The 25,319-nt window shown below is 33.0% G+C and carries 29 protein-coding genes and 3 pseudogenes; 28 read left to right on the plus strand and 4 right to left on the minus strand.

Annotated features, from left to right (window positions below; all coding sequences use genetic code 11):
* Window positions 1-91: 91 nt before the first annotated feature.
* The 4 genes from JCM21714_RS01120 to JCM21714_RS01135 are packed head-to-tail and all read left to right on the plus strand — an operon-like array spanning window position 92 to window position 3,734.
* Window positions 92-1,150 carry a YpbB family protein gene (locus JCM21714_RS01120; RefSeq protein ID WP_035721029.1) on the plus strand — a complete coding sequence of 353 codons (1,059 nt, stop codon included), beginning with the start codon at window positions 92-94 and terminating at the stop codon, window positions 1,148-1,150.
* Window positions 1,143-2,687: a RecQ family ATP-dependent DNA helicase gene (locus tag JCM21714_RS01125; RefSeq protein ID WP_035721031.1), complete on the plus strand. Its 1,545-nt coding sequence runs from the start codon at window positions 1,143-1,145 to the stop codon at window positions 2,685-2,687. The genes JCM21714_RS01120 and JCM21714_RS01125 overlap by 8 nt, the downstream gene beginning before the upstream one ends.
* Window positions 2,674-3,246, plus strand: coding sequence for a CPBP family intramembrane glutamic endopeptidase (locus JCM21714_RS01130; RefSeq protein WP_035721033.1), 573 nt, complete (start codon window positions 2,674-2,676; stop codon window positions 3,244-3,246). Before JCM21714_RS01125 ends, JCM21714_RS01130 begins: the two co-directional genes overlap by 14 nt.
* The gene (locus tag JCM21714_RS01135) at window positions 3,246-3,734 is read left to right on the plus strand and encodes a LysM peptidoglycan-binding domain-containing protein (protein WP_035721035.1); all 489 of its coding nucleotides are present in this window, start codon (window positions 3,246-3,248) and stop codon (window positions 3,732-3,734) included. Before JCM21714_RS01130 ends, JCM21714_RS01135 begins: the two co-directional genes overlap by 1 nt.
* Window positions 3,735-3,792: 58 nt before the next feature.
* On the opposite strand, the gene JCM21714_RS01140 is transcribed toward JCM21714_RS01135, so the two are convergent.
* From JCM21714_RS01140 to JCM21714_RS01150, 3 genes are read right to left on the minus strand one after another with little or no spacing between them, the layout of a single operon-like run.
* Window positions 3,793-4,362: a manganese catalase family protein gene (locus tag JCM21714_RS01140; protein ID WP_035721037.1), complete on the minus strand. Its 570-nt coding sequence runs from the start codon at window positions 4,360-4,362 to the stop codon at window positions 3,793-3,795.
* A gap of 18 nt (window positions 4,363-4,380) precedes the next feature.
* Window positions 4,381-4,650: a spore coat protein CotJB gene (locus JCM21714_RS01145; protein WP_035721039.1), complete on the minus strand. Its 270-nt coding sequence runs from the start codon at window positions 4,648-4,650 to the stop codon at window positions 4,381-4,383.
* A complete protein-coding gene (locus JCM21714_RS01150; RefSeq protein WP_035721042.1) occupies window positions 4,647-4,871 on the minus strand; it encodes a spore coat associated protein CotJA in 225 nt (74 codons plus the stop codon). The genes JCM21714_RS01145 and JCM21714_RS01150 overlap by 4 nt, the downstream gene beginning before the upstream one ends.
* Window positions 4,872-5,031: 160 nt before the next feature.
* Between JCM21714_RS01150 and JCM21714_RS17910 the strand changes: the two genes are divergently transcribed.
* Genes JCM21714_RS17910 through JCM21714_RS01160 form a run of 4 tightly spaced genes read left to right on the plus strand, consistent with a single transcriptional unit; the run spans window position 5,032 to window position 7,295 of the window.
* Window positions 5,032-5,538 (plus strand): Glu/Leu/Phe/Val dehydrogenase dimerization domain-containing protein, encoded by a 507-nt coding sequence (locus JCM21714_RS17910; RefSeq protein ID WP_052000315.1) that lies wholly within the window; start codon window positions 5,032-5,034, stop codon window positions 5,536-5,538.
* A 34-nt stretch (window positions 5,539-5,572) separates the two neighbouring features.
* A complete protein-coding gene (locus tag JCM21714_RS22635) occupies window positions 5,573-6,013 on the plus strand; it encodes a 2-dehydropantoate 2-reductase N-terminal domain-containing protein (protein WP_268748270.1) in 441 nt (146 codons plus the stop codon).
* Window positions 6,006-6,269 (plus strand): Glu/Leu/Phe/Val dehydrogenase, encoded by a 264-nt coding sequence (locus JCM21714_RS22640; protein ID WP_052000317.1) that lies wholly within the window; start codon window positions 6,006-6,008, stop codon window positions 6,267-6,269. The genes JCM21714_RS22635 and JCM21714_RS22640 overlap by 8 nt, the downstream gene beginning before the upstream one ends.
* Before the next feature lie 42 nt (window positions 6,270-6,311).
* On the plus strand, window positions 6,312-7,295 hold the full coding sequence (locus JCM21714_RS01160) for a YpdA family putative bacillithiol disulfide reductase (protein ID WP_035721045.1): 984 nt from the start codon (window positions 6,312-6,314) through the stop codon (window positions 7,293-7,295).
* Between the two features lie 140 nt (window positions 7,296-7,435).
* Here the strand turns inward: JCM21714_RS01160 and JCM21714_RS01165 are convergent.
* Window positions 7,436-8,402: pseudogene (locus JCM21714_RS01165) on the minus strand (asparaginase).
* A gap of 94 nt (window positions 8,403-8,496) precedes the next feature.
* Here JCM21714_RS01165 and prsW point away from each other — a divergent pair.
* The 20 genes and pseudogenes from prsW (at window position 8,497) to JCM21714_RS01260 (ending at window position 25,308) form a co-directional block, all read left to right on the plus strand.
* A pseudogene (gene prsW, locus JCM21714_RS01170) lies at window positions 8,497-9,154 on the plus strand (glutamic-type intramembrane protease PrsW).
* 162 nt (window positions 9,155-9,316) lie between these two features.
* On the plus strand, window positions 9,317-10,186 hold the full coding sequence (gene sleB, locus JCM21714_RS01175) for a spore cortex-lytic enzyme (RefSeq protein WP_052000318.1): 870 nt from the start codon (window positions 9,317-9,319) through the stop codon (window positions 10,184-10,186).
* 17 nt (window positions 10,187-10,203) lie between these two features.
* Window positions 10,204-11,538 (plus strand): germination protein YpeB, encoded by a 1,335-nt coding sequence (gene ypeB, locus JCM21714_RS01180; RefSeq protein ID WP_035721048.1) that lies wholly within the window; start codon window positions 10,204-10,206, stop codon window positions 11,536-11,538.
* Between the two features lie 114 nt (window positions 11,539-11,652).
* A complete protein-coding gene (locus JCM21714_RS01185) occupies window positions 11,653-12,297 on the plus strand; it encodes a flagellar brake protein (RefSeq protein WP_035721051.1) in 645 nt (214 codons plus the stop codon).
* Between the two features lie 27 nt (window positions 12,298-12,324).
* Window positions 12,325-12,987 carry a (d)CMP kinase gene (cmk, locus tag JCM21714_RS01190; protein WP_035721055.1) on the plus strand — a complete coding sequence of 221 codons (663 nt, stop codon included), beginning with the start codon at window positions 12,325-12,327 and terminating at the stop codon, window positions 12,985-12,987.
* A gap of 14 nt (window positions 12,988-13,001) precedes the next feature.
* Window positions 13,002-13,595 carry a lysophospholipid acyltransferase family protein gene (locus tag JCM21714_RS01195; RefSeq protein WP_035721058.1) on the plus strand — a complete coding sequence of 198 codons (594 nt, stop codon included), beginning with the start codon at window positions 13,002-13,004 and terminating at the stop codon, window positions 13,593-13,595.
* Window positions 13,596-13,686: 91 nt separating this feature from the next.
* A complete protein-coding gene (rpsA, locus tag JCM21714_RS01200) occupies window positions 13,687-14,832 on the plus strand; it encodes a 30S ribosomal protein S1 (protein ID WP_035721061.1) in 1,146 nt (381 codons plus the stop codon).
* A 362-nt stretch (window positions 14,833-15,194) separates the two neighbouring features.
* Complete coding sequence (locus tag JCM21714_RS24625) at window positions 15,195-15,500, plus strand: YphA family membrane protein (RefSeq protein ID WP_439644438.1); 306 nt, start codon at window positions 15,195-15,197, stop codon at window positions 15,498-15,500.
* Window positions 15,493-15,795 carry a YphA family membrane protein gene (locus JCM21714_RS20685; protein ID WP_035721065.1) on the plus strand — a complete coding sequence of 101 codons (303 nt, stop codon included), beginning with the start codon at window positions 15,493-15,495 and terminating at the stop codon, window positions 15,793-15,795. The genes JCM21714_RS24625 and JCM21714_RS20685 overlap by 8 nt, the downstream gene beginning before the upstream one ends.
* On the plus strand, window positions 15,792-16,679 hold the full coding sequence (locus JCM21714_RS01210; protein WP_035721069.1) for a YIEGIA family protein: 888 nt from the start codon (window positions 15,792-15,794) through the stop codon (window positions 16,677-16,679). Before JCM21714_RS20685 ends, JCM21714_RS01210 begins: the two co-directional genes overlap by 4 nt.
* A gap of 6 nt (window positions 16,680-16,685) precedes the next feature.
* Window positions 16,686-16,871: a capping complex subunit for YIEGIA gene (locus JCM21714_RS01215; protein WP_035721073.1), complete on the plus strand. Its 186-nt coding sequence runs from the start codon at window positions 16,686-16,688 to the stop codon at window positions 16,869-16,871.
* A gap of 135 nt (window positions 16,872-17,006) precedes the next feature.
* The gene (gene der, locus JCM21714_RS01220) at window positions 17,007-18,317 is read left to right on the plus strand and encodes a ribosome biogenesis GTPase Der (RefSeq protein ID WP_035721075.1); all 1,311 of its coding nucleotides are present in this window, start codon (window positions 17,007-17,009) and stop codon (window positions 18,315-18,317) included.
* Between the two features lie 11 nt (window positions 18,318-18,328).
* Window positions 18,329-19,372, plus strand: coding sequence for an NAD(P)H-dependent glycerol-3-phosphate dehydrogenase (locus JCM21714_RS01225; RefSeq protein ID WP_035721800.1), 1,044 nt, complete (start codon window positions 18,329-18,331; stop codon window positions 19,370-19,372).
* Between the two features lie 59 nt (window positions 19,373-19,431).
* Complete coding sequence (locus tag JCM21714_RS01230; protein ID WP_035721079.1) at window positions 19,432-19,692, plus strand: stage VI sporulation protein F; 261 nt, start codon at window positions 19,432-19,434, stop codon at window positions 19,690-19,692.
* Window positions 19,693-19,964: 272 nt separating this feature from the next.
* On the plus strand, window positions 19,965-20,162 hold the full coding sequence (locus tag JCM21714_RS01235) for a DUF2768 domain-containing protein (protein ID WP_035721081.1): 198 nt from the start codon (window positions 19,965-19,967) through the stop codon (window positions 20,160-20,162).
* A 22-nt stretch (window positions 20,163-20,184) separates the two neighbouring features.
* Window positions 20,185-20,913 (plus strand): YphF family lipoprotein, encoded by a 729-nt coding sequence (locus JCM21714_RS01240; RefSeq protein WP_084040534.1) that lies wholly within the window; start codon window positions 20,185-20,187, stop codon window positions 20,911-20,913.
* Between the two features lie 624 nt (window positions 20,914-21,537).
* A pseudogene (spoIVA, locus tag JCM21714_RS01245) lies at window positions 21,538-23,015 on the plus strand (stage IV sporulation protein A).
* A gap of 348 nt (window positions 23,016-23,363) precedes the next feature.
* Window positions 23,364-23,636: a non-specific DNA-binding protein Hbs gene (gene hbs / locus JCM21714_RS01250; RefSeq protein WP_035721086.1), complete on the plus strand. Its 273-nt coding sequence runs from the start codon at window positions 23,364-23,366 to the stop codon at window positions 23,634-23,636.
* A gap of 182 nt (window positions 23,637-23,818) precedes the next feature.
* Entirely contained in the window at window positions 23,819-24,601 is a 783-nt protein-coding gene (locus tag JCM21714_RS01255; protein WP_035721087.1) for a heptaprenyl diphosphate synthase component 1, read from the plus strand.
* Window positions 24,598-25,308: a demethylmenaquinone methyltransferase gene (locus tag JCM21714_RS01260; protein ID WP_035721090.1), complete on the plus strand. Its 711-nt coding sequence runs from the start codon at window positions 24,598-24,600 to the stop codon at window positions 25,306-25,308. Before JCM21714_RS01255 ends, JCM21714_RS01260 begins: the two co-directional genes overlap by 4 nt.
* Window positions 25,309-25,319: the final 11 nt, after the last annotated feature.

The following is a 25,319-nucleotide window of genomic DNA, read 5'->3' on the forward strand; positions in this document are numbered from 1 at the left end:
TCAAATCAAAGTAAATCTGACAATGAAGGTGTATTAATTTTAAACAATACTTGCTAAAATAGAAAAGAGATAGATTCGGGGGGGTGAAACGATGTTTACATACATTATATTAGAATGCGTAAAACAACTAAATGGTCAACGAACCATGTATAATATTTATCATTTGTTAACAGCTAAAAAATCGATACAAACCGTTCAGGACAGTAATTTATTCGGACTAACACGATATTATGGGATTTATAAGTCTTTACCTAGAGAGGAATATAATCAATTTGTCAATGATTTAGCTAAAGAACAATTAATTAAAAATGATGAAAATCAGCACTTATTTATAACAAGTCATGGAGAGAACATGTTAATAGAACTACATGGAAAATTAGCACCATACTTTGCTTTCGATGGGATGCGGTTCTATGAAGTATCCTATCCATTTTCAAAGCATTTAATATTGTTTATTCAAATTATCACACATATCCATGTTAAGAAGACGAACTTTATCCCAATTATTGAAGATCGCAGCATTCAACAATTTGTTAAAAAAGTATGGAGCGTACATAAAAATAACTCTACTACTCTGTTAACATTAATCTATCGAGATTTGGATAAAGTTTTACAATTTTTTCCTGATGTTTATAGTGCTTTGTTTGTTGATCAATTAACGACTTCTAAACAAATTGGGTTAAGCAAGTATCAATTATCTACTAAATATAATATAAATCCTCACGATTGCTATTTATTCTTTATGAATACCATACATTATATATGCTTTAAAATAGAAGATGGCGAAGCATTTCAATTTTTAGCCAATCTTTATCCGAATCAGGCCAAGTATAGAATACTTAGTGATTCTGCCAGAAAAACGTTATACTATCTGAATGAAGGCTTTGTTCTTGAGAAAATAGCTGCTAAACGTCATCTGAAAGAAAATACCATTAAAGATCATATTGTGGAAATTGCCTATATAAACAAAACATTAGAGTGGAAACGATATATAACGAAACAAGAATACGATATAATTACAGAAAAAATAAATACACTTTCAACAAAAAAGTTAAAAGACATTAAAGAACAATTACCTGAATCAATTTCGTATTTTCAAATCAAGCTCGTGATGGCACTGGAGCAAAACGGAGAGACTGCATATGACTAATTATTCTATTGAAGATTCTTTGTATTTTTATTTTGGTTACAAATCGTTTCGTAAGGGGCAACGTGAAATCATAGAAGCTGTATTAAATGATAAAAACGTATTTGCTATCCTGCCAACAGGTTCAGGCAAATCAATTTGTTACCAGCTTCCTGCTATAATGAATTCAGGGATGGTAATTGTTATTTCACCGCTATTGTCACTAATGACGGATCAGGTGAAGCAATTAAGAGCAACAGGTTTTAAAAAAGTAGCGGCATTAAATAGTATGATTTCCTGGAAGGAAAAAGAAAACACTATTAAAAATTTAGATAGCTATCAATTAATTTATTTGTCACCTGAGATGTTACAAAGTGAACGTATCTTGCAGAGTTTATCGCAGCTTTCAATCCATTTATTTGTCATTGATGAAGCCCATTGTATTTCACAGTGGGGGGGACATGAGTTCAGACCTGATTACTTAAGAATTAAAAAAGCACATATCCGCTTGAATTCACCTACGATCTTAGCATTAACGGCTACAGCGACACCAGATGTTCAAAAGGATATCGTAACAGCATTACAGTTACATGATGCTAAAAAAATCATTTATCCTATGGATAAGCCAAACATTTCATTTGTAGTAGAGCATGTAGAGCATATGGAAGAAAAACAACATAAAGTAATCGATCTTGTCCAAAACTATCATGTTCCCACACTAATTTATTTTTCAAGTCGTGATGAGGCTACAAAGATTGCCATCTCTCTTCAATCTAAGTTTCCCAAGCGGAATATTGCTTATTACCATGGAGGATTAGACAAGCAGGATCGTCTGTTAATTCAACAACAATTCATGAATCACCAATTAGATGTTATTTGTTGTACCAATGCATTTGGTATGGGTATTAATAAAAAAGATATTCAACTTATTATCCATTACCATATACCGTCTCAAATTGAATCATTTATTCAGGAAATTGGCAGAGCAGGAAGAGAGGGACAGGAATGTGTCAGTGTTACACTTTATCATGACAGAGATACATTTATTTCATTACGCTTATTGGAAACCGAATTACCTCAATCATCCTTAATCGAATATTACTTAAAATTAATATATGAAAATAAGATACCTATTGAACAATTAAAAGAAGACTTTATGGTTCAAACAAATGGAATAGAAGCACATTGGCGCTTTTTTCGCTATCAATTAGAGAAAATAGGCATTTTGCGACAAAATCTAATAGTTACAGATACGCTTCGATTTACAGAGGCATTATCGACAATTCAGACAACAATTAAAAAGAGAATCGCATATAAACAAAGAAAACGACAAGAAATGCTTCAGTGGGTCTTTACAAAAAATTGTAGAAGATTTGAATTATTTAAACACTTTCAAGATAGTTTTCAAACACCAGACTATATGTGTTGTGATCATTGTGATTTTGAATGGAATAAATGGTCTCCTCCGTCACAACTTACTGTGAAATCTAAACAAAATTGGCAAGCAGTATTAAAGGATATATTATATCAAGGAGATATCGAAAAAAATGAAACAAGCTGAAATAATAAAGCATTTATCAAATAAACAATTGAAACAACAGGTATGGCTTTCGCAATTATTGATGATTATCATAGCCATTATCTTGTCGATCATCTTTTTTGATAATTGGAATGTATTTTTATCATTATTTCAGTTAACACTATCAGATTTTCTTATTTTTGGAGTGGGTTCGGCTGTCGTGATTGTATTTCTGGATATCTTAATGATGAGAGTATTCCCTAAGAATTGGTGGGATGATGGAGGAATTAATCAAAAATTATTTCAGGAAGGTTCTTATTTTGAAATAATACTATTGTGTGTTGTAGTTGCTATCAGTGAAGAATGGTTATTTAGAGGTGTTATTCAAACAAATTTTGGTATAATGATAGCAAGTAGTATATTTGCTATCATTCATGTAAGATATCTTTCTAAGCTTCTTCTTTTTACGGCAGTTGTTGCATTAAGTTTTTGGTTAGGACTGGTATATCATTGGACCAACAGTCTGCCAGTAGTAATAATGTTACATTTCTTAATAAATGTTACATTAGCAATTATGATTAGGACAGGGGGGAATTCGTGATGCAACATGATACAAGAGATGATCAAGCATCATCACTACGTAATCAATTGGAAAATCGTCAGGAAAAAGCTCCATTACCACCAAGAAGTGAAATACACCAATCTATCAAGAAAAAAATAAAATGGAAGTTATCTTTTCCATTCATTCGCTTTATTTTACTATTATTTATTGTCATTATTCTATTATTATTAACGATTAAGTTTTGGGGGGGAGAATATTTATCCTCAGCAGAAACTGAAAAGGTAAATCACGAAGTAGAGCAAGTCTTTGTGAAATTTAATCAATCGACTACTTCGAAAATTAGTACTGTTTCAACGAAAAATGAAATAACGATGCATGAAGTAGAACGAATGGATACTTTATTTTCTATTTCTAAAGAATATTATGGTACGGAGGATTATGTGAAAGCGATAATAGATGCTAATCAAATACAAAATAAAACGATCATCGTCGGTGAAAAAATCATAATTCCTACGATTACTGATTGATAGCAGTTCTTTTTTAAATAATACCCCCCCTCAATTTATAAATCGAGGGGGGTATTATTTAAAATACTTTTTTGCGGTCGCGTTCTTCTTTTAAGATCTCTACTGCTTCATGAAAACGTTGCGAATGGACAATTTCTCTTTCTCTAAGAAATTTTAATGAATCATTTATAAACGGATCATCTGATACATCAATAATCCATTGATAAGTGGCTCTTGCTTTCTCCTCCGCGGCAATGTCTTCATATAGATCTGCTATCGGATCACCCTTTGCTTGTATATAAGTAGCCGTCCATGGCGCTCCTGCGGCATTATGGTAAAATAATGCATGGTCATGATTAACAAAATGAGCTCCCATTCCTGCTTCTACCAGTTGTTCAGGTGTTGCATCTTTTGTTAATTTATAGATCATAGTTGCAATCATTTCCAAGTGCGCAAATTCTTCCGTACCAATGTCATTTAATAAGCCGACAACTTTATCAGGTATGGTATATCGCTGATTTAAATAACGTAATGCTGCAGAAAGCTCCCCATCCGCTCCACCGTATTGTTCAATTAAATATTTTGCTAATCTTGGATTACATTGACTGACTTTTACGGGATACTGCAATTTTTTTTCATAATACCACATGTATATTTTCCCTCCTCTCTATACTTGCCATGGCCATGGAGCTTCTTTCCAATCCCAAGGATAATTTGAAAAGCTTTGGCCAAATTGCATTAAAGGACCAAATTGTTTTTCAAAGGTATTCTTCAATTGGCGACTCTCGTATGCAGCTTGGTTAAATTGATTGATAGCATCCAAGTCATCAGGATGTGTATCAAGATATAAAGTGAGTTCCACTAAAACAAAATCAACCTGCTGAATCTGTTCCATCAATTGATAATAGCTGTCAGGCAATGTTTTCTGATGTGTCATTCGAGATTTTCCTCCCTTTTCAATGGATATGGATCATACAAACAGGTCCATAAAGTTCCCTTATAAAGTGCTTCTCTTGCGGTAGGAAATTGTTCACTGTTATAGGGCTGAAATGGTATATATAAATTTGGTGGAGTAGAAAAACATTTTTTCAGCATTGGTGGACAAGGGTCCATTTTACTAATATATGGCGAATAGCATTTAACTAGTGTATACGTCATGATGATGATCTCCTTTCGTCATATTATTTTAAAAAAGTCTGCTTCAATTTCATTTTATGGGTAGATAACATGTCCTATTACAACAATAGTAAATTAATTTCACTTTATATCCGGTTCATTGTATACTTATTCTATTGTGCTATGTTAGGGAGTGACATGAATGCAAAAGGCATATACACATTTACAAGAAATGATGTTAGAAATATTAAAAAAATTAGGATATCCTAATGAAGTATACCAATTTTTGAAAGAACCAACTATGTCTATAAAGGTAAGAATCCCTGTCAGAATGGATGACGATACTGTCAGGATATTTACCGGTTACCGAACGAAACATCATGATGTATTTGGCATTACTCAAGGAAATGTTCATTTTAGACCTGATTTAACAGAAGAAGAAGTGTCACAATTAGCCATTTTAAGAAGTGTAAAAACAAGCAATTTGCAGATACCTCTAGGAGGAAGTAGTGGCGGGGGGGTAGTCTGCGATATTAGAGAATTATCCTTTCATGAATTGGAAAGAATCTGCCGTGGCTATATTCGAGCTATTCATCAAGTAATTGGACCTGAAATTGATATTTTATCTTCAGATGCTTCTATGGATCCACAATTGATAGCGTGGATGATGGATGAATACAGTCAATTAAATCCCCCATACAGATCCTAATTTTATAGCTGGTAAACCCTACGTTTTAGGAGGAATAAAAAATAAAGAAATAGCTATTGAGAAAGGAATTCTTTCTACTATTCAATCATTAATACCTTATTCCAATCATCAGGAAAGTCAGGGTATCATGATTCATGGAATTGGACAGGTAGGTAGCTATCTGGCGTCAGAATTGTATCGGCTAGGTTACAAAATTATTGGTGTATCTGATCCACAGGGAGCGATTTATAATTCATCAGGTTTGGATATTCCAAATATATTAAGAAAAAAGGACAGCTTTGGTCTTGTTACAAAATCTATTCCTAATAGTATAGCTCTTGATGAATTTATGCAAAAAGAATGTGATATGTTGGTTTTAACAGCTAAAGGTGAGCAAATAAAAACGATAATAGCAGAGCAAATAAACGCTCATACTATTTTAGAGACGGTAACACATTCCGTTGAGAAATCTGCTTTAAAAAATACTGATGGATAAAAATATATCTGTCATACCTGAAGTGTTAACCACAACAGGTGGAATCATATATTCATATTTAGAATGGCAGGAATACAAGCGGGGAATAAAATACACAGAAGAAGAAATAGAAACAAAATTGCACGAAATAATTAGTAATGCGATCAGACAAGTTCGCTACATTTCTCAAAATAAAAATGTTAATATGTATATGGCTAGTTATATGGTTGGCTTAAAAAAACAAGCAGAAGCCATTCGTTTTAGAGGTTGGATCTAATAAAAAAATGATATTAGCAAGTAAAAGGAGTGTTTGATTTTCATGCAACAAGAAAAAGCCATTGTTATTGGAGCAGGTCCTTGCGGGATGTCTGCAGCAATTGAATTACAAAAAATTGGAATAGAACCGCTAATAATTGAAAAAGGAAATATTGTGGATTCCATTTATAAGTATCCTACACATCAAACTTTTTTCAGTTCAAGCGATAAATTAGAAATTGGGGGGGAAGTTGCTTTTGTAAATGAAAGAAATAAACCGGTACGAAATCAAGCGCTTGCTTATTATCGCGAAGTTGCTACAAGAAAGAAACTTAGGATAAATAATTTTGAAGAAGTGACAAAGCTAGAAAAAGAAAATAATCAGTTCATACTAGAAACCGTTAATCCGCAAAATGAAAATCATACATATCAATGTACCTATTGTATAATTGCTACAGGGTATTACGGCCAACCTAATTATATGGGGATTAAAGGAGAGAAATTAAATAAAGTTTTTCACTACTTTAAAGAAGCACACCCTTTTTATCAACAGGATGTAGTCGTAATAGGCGGGAAAAATTCTGCCGTGGATGCTACAATTGAATTACATAAAGCTGGTGCAAATGTTACGGTATTATACCGTGGAAGTGAGTATTCGACGAGTGTTAAACCATGGATTTTACCCGAATTTGCTTCATTAGTAAACCATGGAAAAATCAAAATGGAATTTCAGGCAGCTGTTGAAGAAATAAAAGAACATGAATTAGTCTATCGTGTTAACAATGAAAGAAAAAGGATTAATAACGATTATGTCTTTGCAATGACTGGGTATCAACCTGATCAAGAATTTTTGAAAAAAGTTGGGATTTCCATTGATTATGAAACAGGCAGACCTGAATTTAAAGTGGAAACAATGGAGACAAATGTTAAAGATATATTCATAGCTGGAGTAATTGCTGCAGGCTATGATAATAACGAAATTTTTATCGAAAACGGAAGATTTCACGGTGGTTTAATTGCTGAAGAAATTCAAAAGAGAGAACAATAAATAAAAAAGTTAATTTTTTAAAAGTTCTTTCGTTATATCTTAGAAAAGAATGAATGGTTAATAGAGGTTATTAAAAAAGGATCTGGAAATATAATATGTTATATGCCAGTTCCTTTATTTCTAGTTATCGAGCTTGTTGCTTAATCTTTAAATGCCAATATAATGTCATCATTGGAAGCACCCTTTTCTAGTAATAACATTAATTTTAATCGTGCCTTCTGTCCATTTAAGTGGTTGGCAAAAATTACTCCTTTATCAAGTAATGTACGTCCGCCCCCCCTTTATATTGATAGGTGGGCTGGACGATTCCTTTATAGCAGCGCGATACAAATAATACAGTTAGACCGTTATTTATTAAGTTGGTTAAGCCTGGTACAATAGAGGTGGAATGTTACCTGCTCCTAACGCTTCAATTATCAGACCATCTATGTTAGTTAAGGATATAGAGTCAATTAATTCCTTTTCCATTCCTGCATAAGCCTTTAATAACAGGACTTTTTTTGTTAGTGAAGAAACAGAAATTATTTCTTCATTATAGATTTTTTGATAGAAGTAAATATCTTGTTTCGTTACCATTCCCACGGGACCAAACTGTGGGCTTTGAAATGTTGCTACATTACTCGTTGCTGTTTTTGTAACATATTGTGCAGTATGTATTTCATCATTCATAACAACTAATACTCCACGATCACTTGCTTTAGAATCTGATGCTACCCTTAATGCAGAAATAAAATTATAGAGACCATCAGAACCAATTTCATTGCTTGAACGCATGGCACCAGTAAAAACAATTGGTATTTTTGTTTTTATGGTTAAATCGATAAAGTAAGCTGTTTCTTCTAATGTATCTGTTCCATGAGTAATGACGATACCTTTATACTGTTTAGTGTTGATCTTCTCATTCAAAAATTGAGTTAGTTGAAGCATATGATTTGGGGGGGTAATATGTGGTGAAGGCAGATTAAATAAATGTATCTCATCCATTGGATAATCATTTAAAAGATCCATTTTAGATAATGGATGTATATCTGTCTCCATGACACTTCCATCCTGATTTTCTTTCATTGAAATAGTACCACCTGTATGAACTACTAAAATCTTGCTCATAAATATCCAACTTTCTTTGTTTTTAGTATGACATTAAATAATGTTTAAAGTTAGTATCCCATATTTCGTTAAAGATAGAAAGTAGGTGAATTACTTGTTTGCGCTTATCTCTGTTTCCATTGCGCCTGCCTTTGCATTACTTTCCTTTTTTTATTTAAAAGATGAATATGAATTAGAACCGATTTTTTCTATTTTTCGTACCTTTTTATATGGTGCATTGTTAGTATTTCCAATCATGTTTATTCAATATACCTTTAATGAAGAGGGAATCGCACAAACGGTCTTTTTGCAGTCCTTTTTTTGTGTACGGTCTTTTTGAAGAGTTTTTTAAATGGTTTATCTTCCTCTTCACAACATATAAATATTCTAAATTTGATACGGTATATGATGGTATTGTCTATGGTGTTTCCATAAGCTTAGGTTTTGCAACGGTTGAAAATATATTATATTTATTTGCTAATGGAATTGAATTTGCAGTTAGCAGAGCAATTTTTCCTGTCTCATCGCATGCTTTATTTGGAGTAATAATGGGTTACTATATTGGCAGAGCTAAGTTCGCAAAAGGTAAAGGCGTAATGTACTTGCTATTATCATTATTATTACCTACTCTTCTACATGGATTCTATGACTTTATTATTGAGAGTATACAGCAAAAGTGGATATATGGATTAGTTCCTTTTATGATTTTGCTATGGGTATTATGCTTACGTAAAGTCAAAATAGCAAATGAATTTAGTCACTACCCAACATAAAAAAAGAAGCTCATTAGAGCTTCTTTATGTTGGGTAGTGACTATAATATAAATCGACAGTTTTTACTTGTTATTTAAAAATTATGATGAATAATTTTCTTTATTTATTAAAAGCTAACCATAAATAGAAATCACTTAGACTATTAGATGGAGGTTAGCTTTCATGTTAAAAAAGATAACGGTATGTACCCTATTCTTTATCATATTTTCAATCTTTATCGTTAATATAGAAGACGATAATAAAGTGAAGGGTTTCTCCAATCAGATTATTCAACAAGGAGCAACTGGTGATGATGTAATTGAGTTACAAGCGAGGTTACAATACTTAGGCTACTATAATGGAAAAATTGATGGAGTTTTCGGTTGGGGTACGTATTGGGCATTGCGTAATTTTCAATACGAATTTGGTCTGGAGATAGATGGAATGGCAGGACAAACAACAAAACAAAAACTGGAAAAGGCAAGTGAATTTGATAAAAAATTTGTACATCAGCAAATTCAACAAGGGAAGAAATTCTCTCATTATGGTGGAGTTGATAAGCAGAAGCAAACGGACTCAAATCAATCTAATTTGAACCAAGGCTCAACAGGTAATAAACCACAACAAGAGCAGCAACCAAACAAAACTGCAGAGGCAGATTTACAACCAACAGCTGTAAATATACCACAAGGTTTTTCTCAAAACGATATACAGATAATGGCAAATGCTGTCTACGGAGAAGCAAGGGGGGGTGAACCCTTTGAAGGGCAAGTAGCAGTAGCGGCGGTTATTCTAAATAGAGTAGAAAGTCCAACTTTTCCTAATACGGTTTCAGGTGTCATTTTTGAACCACGCGCATTTACAGCAGTAGCGGATGGTCAAATTTATTTAACTCCCAATGACTCCGCAAAGAGAGCAGTATTAGATGCAATTAACGGCTGGGATCCTACAGGTGAAGCAGTCTATTATTTTAATCCTAATACCGCAACATCTGGATGGATTTGGTCCCGTCCACAAATTAAAAGAATTGGGAAACACATATTCTGTATGTAATAATTGGAGGTGGAAATATGTTTCGTTGGATATTTATTACAGTATTAAGTATTGGAATAATTGGTGTTTCAGTTTGGGGTTATCAAGAGCACCAGGAAAAAAATGCAATTCTAATTCAAGCAGAAAATAATTATCAAAGATCTTTCCATGAGCTTACTTATAATTTAGATTTGTTACATGATAAAATTGGCTCAACCTTAGCAATGAACTCAAGAAAACAATTGTCTCCTCAACTAGCAGAAATATGGCGATTAACCTCCATGGCACATAATGATGTTGGTCAACTGCCATTAATACTAATTCCATTTAATAAAACAGAAGAATTTTTATCACAAATGGGTGATTTTAGTTATCGAGTAGCAATAAGAGATCTGGATAAAGAACCTTTATCAGAAGACGAAATAAATACATTAGAGTCGTTATATGAAATGTCAGGAGATATTGAGTCAGAACTTAGAAAAGTCCAAAATATAGCTTTAAAAGAAAATTTACGATGGATGGATGTTCAGTTAGCTTTAGTAAATAATGATCAACAAGCTGATAATACGATTATAGACGGATTTAAAACAGTAGAAAAAAACGTAGAGGGCTATTCGGAAGGGAAATTAAATGCAAGTTTAATGGGAACATCCAGCAAAAAAGATGGTTTTAAGATGTTAGGTAAAGAAAAAATATCGGAAGAAGACGCAAAGAAGAAGATGCGTACATTACTTCAAATAGATAATGAAACAGAGTTAACGATTGCTGGTACAGGAAAGGGAGCAAATTTACCTTTATTCAGCGGATCTTTTAAACAAGACAATAAATCAGGATATATTGATATAACACAACAAGGTGGATATCCGCTTACTTTAATGATAAATCGTGAGGTATCTGAATCGAATAAAAGTTTGCATGAAGCGATGAAAGCAGCTGAGAAATATTTATCAGAATTAGACTTCACGGCTGATTTAGCTATGATGGAAAGTAATCAATATGATAATGTCGGTGTGTTTCAGTTTGTGCCAAAATACGAAAATGTCTGGATTTATCCTGATGCTATACAAGTTAAAGTGGCCTTGGATAATGCTGAAGTATTAGGTTTTGTTTCAAAAGACTATTTAGAAAATTACCACGAAAGAAAGATTCCTCAATCTGGGATTACAGAAGAAGAAGCAAGAGAAAAGGTTAATTCTAATCTAAAAATAGAAGAACATCATTTAGCTATTATCGAAAATGATATAGGTGAGGAAGTAATGGCCTATGTTTTCTTAGGTACGCTAAATCGGGATACTTATAAAATATTTATTGATGCTTCTAATGGAGACGAAATACGTGTAGATAAATTGAAACAAGCTGAAATAAAATATTAAAAAGTATGAAAGAAGGACTTTTCCTTCTTTCTTTTTTTGAGATAATATAGATGCGTTATCCAAAAATTATCTATTTTATAAGACAAAATTCATAGCACAGAAAGAGGATGAACCTTGATAAAAATCGGCAACTTCTTACAACTTGAACAACTTAATGAAGAGAGCACAACTTATAAATGTCGAGTAATCGAAACCAAAAACAAAAAAATATTTATCGATTATCCAATAAATGAACGGACTAATCGTACTGATATTTTTCCTGTTGGTACTCATTTTGTTGTAAGTTTTATTGATAATAATTCAATTTACAGTTTTAACAGTGAAATTATAGGTAAAGGAAAAGTAAAAAATATACCAACCTTAATGTTGTCATTTGAATCTGATAATTTAAAGAAAATTCAACGAAGAGAATTTGTGCGTATTAGTGTTTTACTAGACGTATCTGTGCATAGTTTAGAACAAACGTTTGAATCTTTTACAACTGTTACCCATGATATTAGTGGTGGAGGGATGGCAGTGCTAGTTAACTCAGATCTTAAAGTGATGGAAGGAGAATCTTTAGATATTATGTTAGTATTATCTCTAGACGATAAATTAGAGTATTTACATATCATCGGTAAAGCGATCAGAATAATTGATCGTAAAGAAGATAAAAATATTCTGTCGATTAAGTTTGAAGACATTGAACCGCGAGATCAACAGTTGATTGTCCGCTATTGTTTTTTACAACAATTAAAAGAACGTCGCAAAGGACTTTAAAAGGATATTGGGAGGAAGAAAAGCCATATGAAAGAAAAAAAAATAGCAATCGCAATTGATGGACCAGCAGCAGCAGGGAAAAGTACAGTAGCAAAAATTGTCGCAAAAAAATTAGGATATATTTATATTGATACTGGAGCAATGTATCGATCATTAACCTATTCTGTTCTCCATCATCATATAGATATTCAAAATAAAGAAGAAGTGGTTCGACACTTACATAATCTTTCTATTGATATTAATAAAGAGCAACAAGTTTTTGTCAATAATGAGAATGTTACGGATGCTATTCGTTCAGAACAAGTGACAAATAATGTGTCAATAATTGCCAGTATTGCTGATGTCCGAAAAGAAATGGTGCAGAGACAACAAAAATTAGCAAATAAAAGAGCGGTAGTCATGGATGGCAGAGATATTGGTACCCATGTCATTCCAGATGCAGAAATAAAAGTGTTTTTAATTGCCAGTGTCAGCGAACGGGCTAAACGAAGACATGAAGAAAATACACAGAAAGGTTTTCCGTCTAATTTGCATCAAATTAAAAATGAGATTGAAAAAAGAGATAAAATGGATTCAGAAAGAGAAGTTTCCCCATTAAAAAAGGCAGAAGATGCCATTGAGATCGATACAACCCACTTATCCATTGATCAAGTAGCAGAAAAGATTTTAGATTTAGCAATTTCTAATTAAGGGGGGGATTAGCTATGAGTTTTTACCAATTTGCCAAAAATGTAGTTAAAATTGTTTTGAAACCTAAATATAAAGTGAAAGAGATGGGACTAGAAAATATTCCGAAAACGGGGGGGCCGGTTATTATCTGTTCCAATCATATCTCCAATTATGACCCACCAATAGTTGGTATGACTTGTCCTCGCGACATTTATTTTATGGCCAAAGAAGAGCTGTTTGAAAATAAGCTGTTCGGATTTATTTTAAGAAATGTTCATGCATTTCCTATAAAACGGGGGGGAATGACAGATAGAAATGCATTGCGTCAAGGATTAGAGGTATTAAAAGATGGGAATGTTTTGGGACTATTCCCTGAGGGAACAAGAAGTAAAACTGGTGAAATTAAGAAAGGTCTGGCAGGTGCAGGTTTTTTTGCTTTAAGATCTCAAGCCACTATTGTACCCTGTGCAATTATAGGACAGTATAAAAGTAAAGAACCACTTTTAGTCGTTTATGGTTCACCAGTTGAAATGGAATCCCTAAGAAAGAACAAAGCTTCTGCGCAAGAAGTGACAGATGTAATTATGAATGAAATTAAAAAAATCCAAGAAAAACATTTAGATTTATAGATATATAACTTGACAATTCATGCTAAATGTTAGAAGTTAGAAAAAAGCACATTTTTGTTTTTTGTGTAGGAAATCGAAGGAGGTCTTTGTCATGGAAGAAATGAATCAAGAAATTTCTGAAATTAAGGAGCTTTCAGTAGGAGATATCGTACGAGGAAAAGTGGTTAAGGTTGAAGAAAAACACGTACTTGTAGATATCGGATATAAGGTTGAAGGAATTGTTCCAATCAGTGAACTTTCAGCATTGCGTATCGATACTGCCAGTGATGTTGTGAATGAAGGAGATGAATTGGAACTTCAAGTCAAAAAACTAGAAGATGAAGAAATTGTACTATCAAAAAAGGCAATTATTGCTGAAAAAGCTTGGGAAGTATTAAAAGAGAAATTCGAAAATAATGAAATAATCGAAGCTACAGTCCGTGACGTTGTAAAAGGTGGACTTGTCGTAGACGTCGGTATTAGAGGGTTTATACCTGCTTCTCTAGTGGAAACACACTACGTTGAAGATTTTGCGGACTATCAAGATCAATCATTAGCTTTAAAAATTGTAGAATTAGATAAAGAACAAAACCGAATAATTTTATCTCATCGCGCAGTTATTGAGCAAGAAACAAAAGAGAAAAAGAAAATGTTGCTAGACTCTCTTGAAGAAGGACAAGTATTAGATGGAACTGTTCAACGTATTACTAACTTCGGTGTGTTTGTAGATATTGGTGGATTAGATGGACTAGTACATATCTCACAATTGGCACATGCACACGTAGAAAAAGCTTCCGATCTTGTTTCAGAGGGAGATACTTTACAAGTGAAAGTACTATCTATCGATAAAGAAAATGAAAAAGTTTCTCTATCACATAAGGCAACTCAACCTGGACCGTGGGATAATATTGAGGAAAAAATTTCCGTCAATCATATTGTAGAAGGAACAGTGAAACGCTTAGTTAATTTTGGGGCATTTGTAGAAGTACTTCCTGGAGTTGAAGGGCTAGTTCATATTTCTCAAATTTCGACAGAACATATTGGAACACCCGGGGAAGTTTTAGAAGTGGGACAAAAGGTTAATGTGAAAGTTTTAGATGTAAATGAGTCAGATAAACGGATTTCATTAAGCATTAAAGAAATCGAAGAAGAGCAAAATCAAAAGGAAATTAAAAAGTATGAAAGCAATGATGAGCAATCAGGTTTCCAATTAGGAGATATGATTGGTAATAAACTGGATAAATTCAAAAATAACTAATTTAAAAAAGCACGCTACTTTAAAGTAGCGTGCTTTTTTATGCTTTAATAATCCTATCGTGTCGATTATTATAACTTTCCACATAAAATACTTTCACTTTTTTAATATTAATTATTAACGTATTGCACATAAGGAAGACAATGCGACATACTTGTAGCCATTATGAGATTTATATTAGGTGTAACACCGCTGCGGCTTGTTAAACAGTAAAGTCAAGTCATAATTACCTCATCAGTTAGTGCACATAATCTTCCTTTTGAAAAAGAATAGAAAGTGTTATCTACTTTAGTTCTGATACTTTGTCATTTAATTTTAATGGTTAAAAAATAATAATTCAGTACATACTGTTAAAGGTGATGACAATGTATCAAATTATTATTGTATGGTTATGCTGGTTATTATGGTGTTTTGCAACATTCTTTCTTCAAAAAACGAAGATTAGAATAATTTATGCAATTGGATTGCTCTTCTGTTTGATTTTACTTCCCTATCAAATATCTATTGTAGATCTTCCTGTCAATCTCAGCTTTTTAGTTATAGTATTCTCAGTTAGTATAGGAATTATTTATTCCAGACTACCATTAAAAAAACTCTTTTTTATACTTTTTATAATTTATTTGTATGTTATTTATTTTCTTTGGAGACTGACGAGCCCCCATATTGAATGATTTCACTTTCATTTTAATAGCTGTAGTGTTTGTATTTTTTATAATCAAATTTTCCGCAAAAAAAATGAATGTACAAATTCTAATCTTAATTGCCGGCCTCTCCTATGGACAAGTATTGTTAGATGTTATTTTCAATAGCTATAATTTACAGCAAACCATAAATTATCACTATTACTTTTTAATTTTACTTTTCGTTCTTTTACTCCTTTCCATTCAGCATAGTTGGGAATTCTTAATTGTAAAAATAGAAAACAGAGTGACAATCATCGAATTTAAAAAGAGGTGGAATTCATGAACGAGTATACATATCCGATACTTTTTGGGGGGGTAACGATAGGGACCCTTGCAAGGATCATAATACTGAAAACAGATTACAGACAATATCCTACTTATCTACATGGTAAGATTATACATATTGCATTGGGATTTATAGCTGCTAGTCTAGGAGCAGTAGCAGTTCCAGCTATTATGGAAAAAGAATTCACCGCTGTTACGTTCTTAACAATAGCTGCTTCACAATTCAGAGAAGTAAGAAATATGGAACGAGGCACCCTAACTGAAATGGATGGTTATGAATTAGTACCTAGAGGAAATACTTATATAGAAGGGATCGCAGTTGCATTTGAAAGTCGAAATTACTTGGTTATTTTCACTGCCCTTTTTGTTACAATGGCTTATTTAATATGGAACGTTTATTTTGCTATTTTTGTTACAATTATTTGTTTTCTGTTAATAAAGAAATATATGAGTGGATCAACGCTCGGTGATATTGTGTCGATTAAAGAAGCGACTGTTTCTTTTGATGGTGCTGGATTATATGTGGACAATATTTACATAATGAATATTGGTCTACCAGCAAGACAAGCTGATATTATGAAATATGGGATGGGCTTTGTCTTAACTCCTAAAAACTTTGATGTTCGTTCAACGATTGCTAATCTTGGTCAACGACAAGCAATTTTACATGATGTCTCTATTTCTTTAGGAGTAATACGTGATTCAGGTACTCCTGCTTTAGTTCCCTTAATTAAACGTGATCTGGATGATGGCCGAATCGGAGTATTCGTTTTACCTCAAGACAAAGATGTAAAAAAGGCAATAAAAGTAATTAGTTCTGTACCCGTTTTAGAAAATGCTATTCGAATGCCATCTGAATCAAAGGCGCAAAACAAGGAGTGATAAATGTTGGTTTTGGAAAAAGCGATTTTGGCAACGATAACTACTAATGCAAGTAAGGTAACAGCTGGTACTTCTATATTTATTTGTGAGAGTAAAGAAGAAATGGATAAAGTAGCTGCTAATCTTGAAGCTATTTTAGATGGTATTAGTCATGCGTTAAGTGATGAAATATATATTATTGTTAAACATTAGTAATTAACAATAATATAATTATGTAAAGTAAATTCGAATTAACTTGTCTTTCGTAGCTTAGTTGTGGTAATTTAGTAAAGGGAAACTATAAAGGGACAACTTTGAAGTAAATTTATTTAGGAAGGATGTGCCTTCATGAGAAGTTCTGTAGTTGCAATAGTTGGAAGGCCAAATGTAGGGAAATCAACGATATTCAATCGATTAGTTGGTGAACGGATTTCAATAGTAGAGGATATCCCAGGTGTAACAAGAGACCGAATATATGCAAAAGCTGAATGGTTAAATACAAATTTCCGCTTAATTGATACTGGTGGAATTGAAATAGGTGATGAACCATTATTAATTCAAATGAGAGAACAAGCAGAGATTGCTATTCGTGAAGCAGATGTCATCATTTTTTTAGTAAATGGCAGAGAAGGAATCACAGCTGCAGATGAAGAAGTCTCTAAAATATTATATAAATCGAATAAACCTGTTGTTCTTGCTGTAAACAAAATTGATAATCTTGAAATGAGAGAACAGATTTACGAATTTTATGCGTTAGGTTTTGGTGAACCTTATCCTATATCAGGAACTCATGGATTAGGGCTTGGAGATTTATTGGATCAAGTAGTAAAGTTATTTCCTGAAAGAGAAAATGAAAATATAGAAGAAGACGTAATTTATTTTAGTTTAATCGGCAGACCCAATGTAGGAAAATCATCGTTGGTTAATGCATTATTAAATGAAGAACGTGTAATCGTAAGTGAGATTGCTGGTACAACAAGAGATGCAATTGACACCAATTTCACGAAAGATGATCAAGATTTCGTTATTATTGATACAGCGGGCATGAGGAAAAGAGGAAAAATCTATGAATCTACTGAAAAATACAGTATATTGAGAGCCCTAAAGGCGATTGAACGGTCAGATGTCGTATTAACACTAATTGATGCTGATACAGGGATTATTGAACAAGATAAAAAAATAGCAGGTTATGCACACGAAGCAGGGAAAGCAGTTGTTATTGTCGTTAATAAATGGGATACGATCTCTCAGCATGATCAAGCGATAAAAGAATTCGAAAAGAATGTAAGAGCACATTTTCAATTTTTAGATTATGCGCCAATTGTATATCTCTCTGCCATAACTAAAAGACGTCTTCATACCCTTTTACCAAAAGTTATTGAAGCAAGCGAGAATCATACCAAACGAGTCGAAACAAATGTATTAAATGATGTGATCATGGATGCGCTTGCCATTAATCCAACTCCCTCTAGACATGGGAAAAAGTTAAAAATATTATATGCAACACAAGTAGCTGTAAAACCGCCAACATTTGTTGTTTTCGTTAACGATCCCGAATTAATGCATTTTTCTTATGAGCGCTTTTTGGAAAATCAAATACGGGAAGCCTTTGGTTTTGAAGGAAGCCCAATAAAAATCTATGCCCGAAGAAGAAGTTAGAGGTGATTCATATGTCAAAAGTAGCAGTATTAGGTGCAGGAAGCTGGGGGGGTACAGCGCTTGCGATGGTTTTATCTGACAATCACCACGATGTACGCTTGTGGACTCATAATTCTGAACAAAAAGCAAGAATGGAAATAGATGGAAAAAACTCAAAATACTTGCCCAATGTTACACTACCTGAAACATTACGTATTTATGATGATTTAGCTTTAGCAATAGATGAGGTTGAGTCTATTGTTATAGTTGTTCCGACAAAAGCAATAAGAGAAACTTGTCAAAAGTTAAATAAAGTACTAAAGCAAAAAGTTATTATTGTCCATGGGAGTAAAGGAATTGAACCTTCTACTCACTTCCGCATTTCAGAAATGATTAAAGAAGAAATGTTCTCTGAGTTATGTGATGATGTAGTAGTCTTATCGGGTCCAAGTCATGCGGAAGAAGTCAGTGTCAAACATCCAACAACAGTTACAGCAGCATCTTTAAATAATCACTCCGCCATTTATACTCAGGATCTATTTATGAATGATTATTTTCGGGTATATACAAGTTCTGATATTATTGGTGTCGAGTTAGGTGGTGCCCTAAAAAATATAATTGCATTAGGTGCTGGAATTTCTGATGGTTTAGGTTATGGCGATAATGCGAAGGCAGCATTAATAACCCGGGGGGGATTAGCTGAAATAACTCGCCTCGCTGCGATAAAAGGAGCAAATCCGTTAACATTTATCGGCCTTTCTGGTGTAGGAGATTTAATTGTGACCTGTACAAGTGTACACAGTCGAAATTGGCGCGCAGGTAATTTGTTAGGTCAGGGCCAAGCAATAGATGATGTATTGGACCAAATGGGAATGATTGTTGAGGGTATTAGTACAACCGAAGCAGTCAATCAAATGGCCCAAACATACAATGTTTCCATGCCAATAACAGCAGGGATCTATGATGTTATTTTTCAAAGAAAAACACCAAAAGAAGTAGTAGATGACTTAATGACACGTAATCGAACAAATGAAATTGATGATATTTCATTATTATTAAAAAGGAATATGGATTAACTGTTCTACTCCTTTATGCATACTATAGAATGTGACTATAGTAGTTAGGAGGAGTTATTTTGAGTGATTTTAAACAAAATATGTTTGATCAGATTCAAAAAAAATCAAATGTTAAACCAGATGATATTTTTAAAGTAGCACAATCCGTACAAAATGCCGATTTTTCTGATGAAAAAACGGTAAGGCAATTGGTAAAACAGTTAGCAAATATCTCTGGTAAAACAGTTTCTAAACAAAAAGAAGATAAAATTGTAAAGGCGATTACAAATAATAAAATGCCAAAAGATATGAATTCGCTAAGTAAATTATTTAAAAATTAACATTATTAGGCACATGAGGATGCAAGATATTATTGCTTCGCATAAAATAAATCGCACAAGCATTCACTTTCAGGGTGATTCTGGGTACTTATTTAGTCATAATCGAAGTAGATTTGCCCCTTCTACTTCGGTTTTTTGATGTTTCTGAATATATATTTAATTTACAATTTCATTTTTATCAAGATGGATGTACCTATTTGTGTAAGAATATTATCGGAATAATATGTTATAATTATGATGATTGAGATTTCATATGAAAGGATGAACAACTCGTGTCAGATGCTTTAATGAAAATGTGGATTTCTTTTGGTGGTATGGGCGCCCTTATTCTATCAATGGTATTGATACTGCTTAGCAGATATAAATTGAAAGGAATTATCTCAGGAATTGTTGCTTTTATCGCATATATATGTTTAATTGTTGGTGGATTAATTATTGCTTTTATAGTAATTAGTGGACCATCATCTTAATATGAAGGAGTTAAGGATTGGAATGGTACATAAACGAATCATTATCTTACTTAGTATTTTCTATCTTACAGGATGTATGTATCCTTCTGAAAATCTAAGCCAAAATCAAATTTCTAATGATGCTCAGTTACAAATGGTACAACTGGCAATAGATCAATACCAGGAGCAGAAGAATGGATTATTACCTATTTTAACGAAAGAAAGCGATACACCCCTATATCAGAAGTATTTAATTGATTTTAGTTTATTGAAACAACAAGGTTTAATACAGGCTGTACCCGGGACTGCATTTGAAAATGGTGGTAGTTATCAGTATGTCCTTGTGGACGTAGAAGAGAATCCAACGGTTAAAGTAATTGATTTACATTTATCTGATGAAATTAGATCAATCCAACAGCGTCTTTCCATATATAGAAGTGAACATACTTATCCACCTTTTGGTGAACAAGTGGAGAAAAATATTTTTGAACTAGATATTGAAGAGCTCAATTTAGAAGGACCGCCTCAAGTAAATAGTCCATACTCAGAAAATAAATTACCGGTATATATTGATACAAATGGTGAGTTATTAATTGACTATCGAATTGAGCTGTACAAAAAATTAAAGGAACTAGATCATCAGTATGAAAATGGTGATGATATCAGACCTATTTTATTTAAAGATCACCCGGTAGTACCCGCATACAGTATACCATTTACAATCAAAGACAATGAACCAGTCTTCGCACCAGATATAGAAGAAGAATGGTAAAAGATATAACTACCATATGATAAGAGAGGAACTCATTCTACACTAGAACGAGTTCCTTTTTATGTAAAATTAACCATAATGATAAAAAATCTACTGCATAAAAGGAAGATGATGTGACATAACCTCGATTTAATGAGTAGTAATTTCGGCCTTTCAATCTCCATTTATAGTTATCATCCTTTTAGAAAGGTCAAAAAGATATTTCTCATAATCGTTGTAGAGCAAATCAAGAGCGAAGGCGTCCGCTTCCACTCCTGTGGGAATGTTTTCTTTGAAGATCCACTTTACCAAGCGATCTTTGATTGAGAAAGTTAGCTGAAAAGAAAACCCCATGGAAAGGGAAGCGGACAAGCCGGAGCGGCTTGTTACGCAGTTATAATTATCTTATCAGTTACTGCGCATATTCTTCCTTATGCGTGATGTGGTATTTTTATTTTAAATTGACATATCAATATCCCTTTTTTCATATGCTTGTGATAGAGCTTTATCATTCGTTATTTTAAAAAAATATGAAAGTTTATTTAATATACGAATTATTAGCATAATTTAATAGGACAACATCATAGAATAGAATTGTCAAAGATTAGTAGGATGATGAGGTCGAATAGATCGGGAGGGGATCACTTGGAAAGGGTAGATATTTTTAAGGATATTTCTAAACGAACAAATGGTGATATTTATTTGGGTGTTGTTGGAGCAGTTAGAACTGGAAAGTCAACATTCATTAAAAAATTTATGGAAAAAACAGTATTACCCAACATTAAAAATGAAAGTGACCGTTTAAGAGCGCAAGACGAATTACCACAGAGTGCAGCAGGAAGAACAATTATGACCACAGAACCAAAATTCATTCCAAACCAAGCTGTTTCTTTAACAGTAGAAGACGGTTTAGAAGTAAACGTCAGATTAGTTGATTGTGTCGGATATACAGTGAAAGGTGCACAAGGTTTTGAAGATGAAAATGGCCCGCGCATGATTCATACTCCATGGTATGAAGAACCTATTCCCTTTCATGACGCAGCAGAAATAGGAACGAGAAAAGTCATTCAAGAGCATTCTACAATGGGGATTGTCGTTACGACAGATGGTAGTATTGGAGAAATTCCAAGAGAAGACTATGAAGAACCAGAAGCAAGAATTGTTGAAGAGCTGAAAGAAGTTGGCAAACCTTTTATTATGATCCTTAATTCGGTACAACCTTACAATCAGGAAACGGAATTGCTACGTCAAAATTTAATAGATAAATATGATATTCCGGTATTATCAATGAGTGTAGAAAGTATGACAGAACATGATGTGAATAATGTTCTTAGAGAAGTACTTTATGAATTCCCTGTCTTAGAAGTTAATGTTAATTTACCTAGTTGGGTATTAGTACTAGATGATCAACACTGGTTAAGAAAAAACTATCAACATGCAATTGAAGAGACTGTAAAAGATATTAAAAGACTCCGAGATGTTGATCATGTTATCGGTCAATTTGATCAATTTGACTACATTCATCAAGCATCCTAGCGGGTATTGAAATGGGTGAAGGTGTTGCAGATATAGATCTTCATGCACCTGATGAATTATATGATCAAGTGTTAAAGGAAATAGTTGGTGAGGAAATTAGAGGTAAAGATCATCTGTTACAACTTATGCAAGAGTTTACAAATGCGAAAAAAGAATATGATCAAATTGCAGATGCTCTGAAGATGGTAAAACAAACAGGCTATGGTGTAGCTGCTCCTGCTATCTCAGATATGGTATTGGAAGAACCAGAGATTATTAGACAAGGGTCTAGATTTGGCGTTCGATTAAAAGCAGTTGCTCCATCTATTCATATGATTAAAGTTGAAGTAGAATCCGAATTTGCACCTATTATTGGAACCGAAAAGCAAAGTGAGGAATTAGTACGATATTTAATGCAAGACTTTGAAGAGGACCCATTATCTATCTGGCAATCCGATATTTTTGGTAGATCCTTAAGTTCAATAGTAAGAGAGGGAATACAAGCTAAGTTATCCCTAATGCCTGAGAACGCTAGATTCAAGTTGAAGGAGACCTTAGAACGGATCATTAACGAAGGATCTGGAGGATTAATTGCGATTATTTTATAGTCAAAGTGACAAAAGCGTTGATGCTATAGCATTGCGCTTTTTTATGTTTAAATAATAATTTTGTGGTAATAATAGGTAATAAATAGATGCGAACATCCTACATCTACGAGATTGCTTTTATAACAAGGTTTGAAAACACTTGCATAGACAAATGACATATGATAACATCTTGTTATCTTGGAAATTACTTAACCGAAATATAATTTTTTTTACAGAAACGCGAATAATTGTTGAATTATCTTTGATTCTCAGTTATTATAAGCCTTGTCATCCTTTGACAGATGACAATAGTTATTTATATTTCTTTGTTAAGAAATAGATAGCTTGTAGTGGGAGGAGGTGAATATCATGAACAAGACAGATCTAATTAATGCAGTTGCAGAGAAAAGTGAACTTTCTAAAAAAGATGCAACAAAGGCTGTTGACGCAGTTTTTGAATCTATCATGGATTCACTTAAAGATGGCGAAAAAGTACAATTAATTGGTTTTGGTAATTTTGAGGTGCGTGAACGTGCTGCACGTAAAGGGCGCAATCCACAAACTGGAGATGAGATTGAAATTCCAGCAAGTAAAGTACCTGCTTTTAAACCAGGTAAAGCCCTTAAAGATATCGTAAAATAGTATGGTATTTACATATGGGCAAAAAGGGTGCATTCAATGCATCCTTTTTTATTTCCTCAATAAATCGTAATCCACTGAAAGTTTCTTTCCAAAAAAGCAATGATTATCTAACCTGTAAGATGTAAACTTATGCTATACTATGTTAATATAGAATAGGATTTTGAAGAATTGTGGTGAGTCTGATGAAATACATAGAAGTGATCAATCATTATAACGATCAAATAAAAGAATCAATTAAGCAAGTCTATCTTCAACAACATCTGGAACAACCTCAGATTGAAGAACATAAAATTGTTGCGTTGCATTTGTTAGCCCAGACTACTAAGAATCATGAGAATCTTGTGTTAACCACCATGTTAGTGCAAATTGCTCTAAATACTCACGATCAAATATCGACTCAGTACGAGGACAATATTAATTCAACCCAACAGCAGTTAACTGTATTAGCAGGAGATTATTATTCAGGAATTTATTATCATTTATTAGCTAATAGTAATGATTTAAGTCTTATAAGTGTCTTGGCCGATGGAATTAATGAGATGACTCAAGAAAAAATGCATGTATATTATAACGATTATCATACAATTAAAAGCTTTCTAGATGACTTTGAAAAAATTGAATCAAAGTTAGTTATAAAAATTGCTAATTTCGTGAACAAAGATGATGCTAGTCCTTATATAAGTAAATGGTTAATGTACAAAAGAATAGAATTTGAACTAGTGCAATTATCTAAGAATCATCATACGTTCTTTCATCAATTATTAAAAGAAACGGTCCAAAACATTCATGATAGTAATCAAATAGAAAATTCATTAATATTATGTTTAGAAATTTTAGAGAATGAGCTTTTAAAATTAAAAAGCGATAAATGGATGGATATATTAGATAAAGATTTGGATATATATCCTATTCATGACAAACAAAAAAATTGGAAGATCATGTTGGAAGAAGGATTATCTCAATGAATAAGCACTCAAAGGAAGAAAAAGTCCATCAGGTATTTGAAAAGATATATAATAATTATGACTTTATGAATTCTGTCATTTCTTTTCAGCGGCATAAAAAATGGCGCAATGATGTTATGAAAAGAATGCAGGTAGAAAAAAAATCAAAAGCACTTGATGTCTGTTGTGGAACAGGTGATTGGTCTTTCTCACTATCACAAGAAATTGGTGAGGGTGGAGAAGTAATCGGTTTAGATTTCAGTCAAAATATGTTGTCAGTTGCTAACGAAAGATTGAAGGAACATCCATTTCACAATGTGCAGTTTATTCATGGTAATGCTATGGATTTACCATTTCAAGATAACTATTTTGATTATGTAACGGTTGGTTTTGGTTTGCGAAATGTTCCTGATTACTTGCAAGTATTAAAAGAAATGTATCGGGTCGTTAAACCAGGTGGTATGGTGGTTTGTTTGGAAACTTCTCAGCCAACTGGTATTATATTTAGAAAATTATATTATTTTTATTTTAAAAATATTATGCCATTATTTGGTAAAATATTTGCTAAAAGCTATCAAGAATATGTATGGTTACATGAATCTGCAAAAGATTTTCCTGGTAAAGATGAATTAAAGCAATTGTTTCAAGATGCTGGATTTATTAATATTCAATATAAAAGCTATACTGGTGGAGTAGCTGCCATGCATCTAGGTGAAAAACAAGTGTAAAAGTAAAGGTG

The sequence above is a fragment of the Gracilibacillus boraciitolerans JCM 21714 genome, assembly GCF_000521485.1.
Classification (GTDB): Bacteria; Bacillota; Bacilli; order Bacillales; family Amphibacillaceae; genus Gracilibacillus; species Gracilibacillus boraciitolerans.

Bases quoted from the DNA above. Each gene is read 5' to 3' on its own strand.
- JCM21714_RS01120 (WP_035721029.1), top strand. From the start codon at position 92: ATGTTTACATACATTATATTAGAATGCGTAAAACAACTAAATGGTCAA.
- JCM21714_RS01125 (WP_035721031.1), top strand. From the start codon at position 1,143: ATGACTAATTATTCTATTGAAGATTCTTTGTATTTTTATTTTGGTTAC.
- JCM21714_RS01130 (WP_035721033.1), top strand. From the start codon at position 2,674: ATGAAACAAGCTGAAATAATAAAGCATTTATCAAATAAACAATTGAAA.
- JCM21714_RS01135 (WP_035721035.1), top strand. From the start codon at position 3,246: ATGCAACATGATACAAGAGATGATCAAGCATCATCACTACGTAATCAA.
- JCM21714_RS01140 (WP_035721037.1), bottom strand. From the start codon at position 4,362: ATGTGGTATTATGAAAAAAAATTGCAGTATCCCGTAAAAGTCAGTCAA.
- JCM21714_RS01145 (WP_035721039.1), bottom strand. From the start codon at position 4,650: ATGACACATCAGAAAACATTGCCTGACAGCTATTATCAATTGATGGAA.
- JCM21714_RS01150 (WP_035721042.1), bottom strand. From the start codon at position 4,871: ATGACGTATACACTAGTTAAATGCTATTCGCCATATATTAGTAAAATG.
- JCM21714_RS17910 (WP_052000315.1), top strand. From the start codon at position 5,032: ATGCAAAAGGCATATACACATTTACAAGAAATGATGTTAGAAATATTA.
- JCM21714_RS22640 (WP_052000317.1), top strand. From the start codon at position 6,006: ATGGATAAAAATATATCTGTCATACCTGAAGTGTTAACCACAACAGGT.
- JCM21714_RS01160 (WP_035721045.1), top strand. From the start codon at position 6,312: ATGCAACAAGAAAAAGCCATTGTTATTGGAGCAGGTCCTTGCGGGATG.
- sleB (WP_052000318.1), top strand. From the start codon at position 9,317: ATGTTAAAAAAGATAACGGTATGTACCCTATTCTTTATCATATTTTCA.
- ypeB (WP_035721048.1), top strand. From the start codon at position 10,204: ATGTTTCGTTGGATATTTATTACAGTATTAAGTATTGGAATAATTGGT.
- cmk (WP_035721055.1), top strand. From the start codon at position 12,325: ATGAAAGAAAAAAAAATAGCAATCGCAATTGATGGACCAGCAGCAGCA.
- JCM21714_RS01195 (WP_035721058.1), top strand. From the start codon at position 13,002: ATGAGTTTTTACCAATTTGCCAAAAATGTAGTTAAAATTGTTTTGAAA.
- rpsA (WP_035721061.1), top strand. From the start codon at position 13,687: ATGGAAGAAATGAATCAAGAAATTTCTGAAATTAAGGAGCTTTCAGTA.
- JCM21714_RS24625 (WP_439644438.1), top strand. From the start codon at position 15,195: ATGTATCAAATTATTATTGTATGGTTATGCTGGTTATTATGGTGTTTT.
- JCM21714_RS01210 (WP_035721069.1), top strand. From the start codon at position 15,792: ATGAACGAGTATACATATCCGATACTTTTTGGGGGGGTAACGATAGGG.
- der (WP_035721075.1), top strand. From the start codon at position 17,007: ATGAGAAGTTCTGTAGTTGCAATAGTTGGAAGGCCAAATGTAGGGAAA.
- JCM21714_RS01225 (WP_035721800.1), top strand. From the start codon at position 18,329: ATGTCAAAAGTAGCAGTATTAGGTGCAGGAAGCTGGGGGGGTACAGCG.
- JCM21714_RS01240 (WP_084040534.1), top strand. From the start codon at position 20,185: ATGGTACATAAACGAATCATTATCTTACTTAGTATTTTCTATCTTACA.
- hbs (WP_035721086.1), top strand. From the start codon at position 23,364: ATGAACAAGACAGATCTAATTAATGCAGTTGCAGAGAAAAGTGAACTT.
- JCM21714_RS01255 (WP_035721087.1), top strand. From the start codon at position 23,819: ATGAAATACATAGAAGTGATCAATCATTATAACGATCAAATAAAAGAA.
- JCM21714_RS01260 (WP_035721090.1), top strand. From the start codon at position 24,598: ATGAATAAGCACTCAAAGGAAGAAAAAGTCCATCAGGTATTTGAAAAG.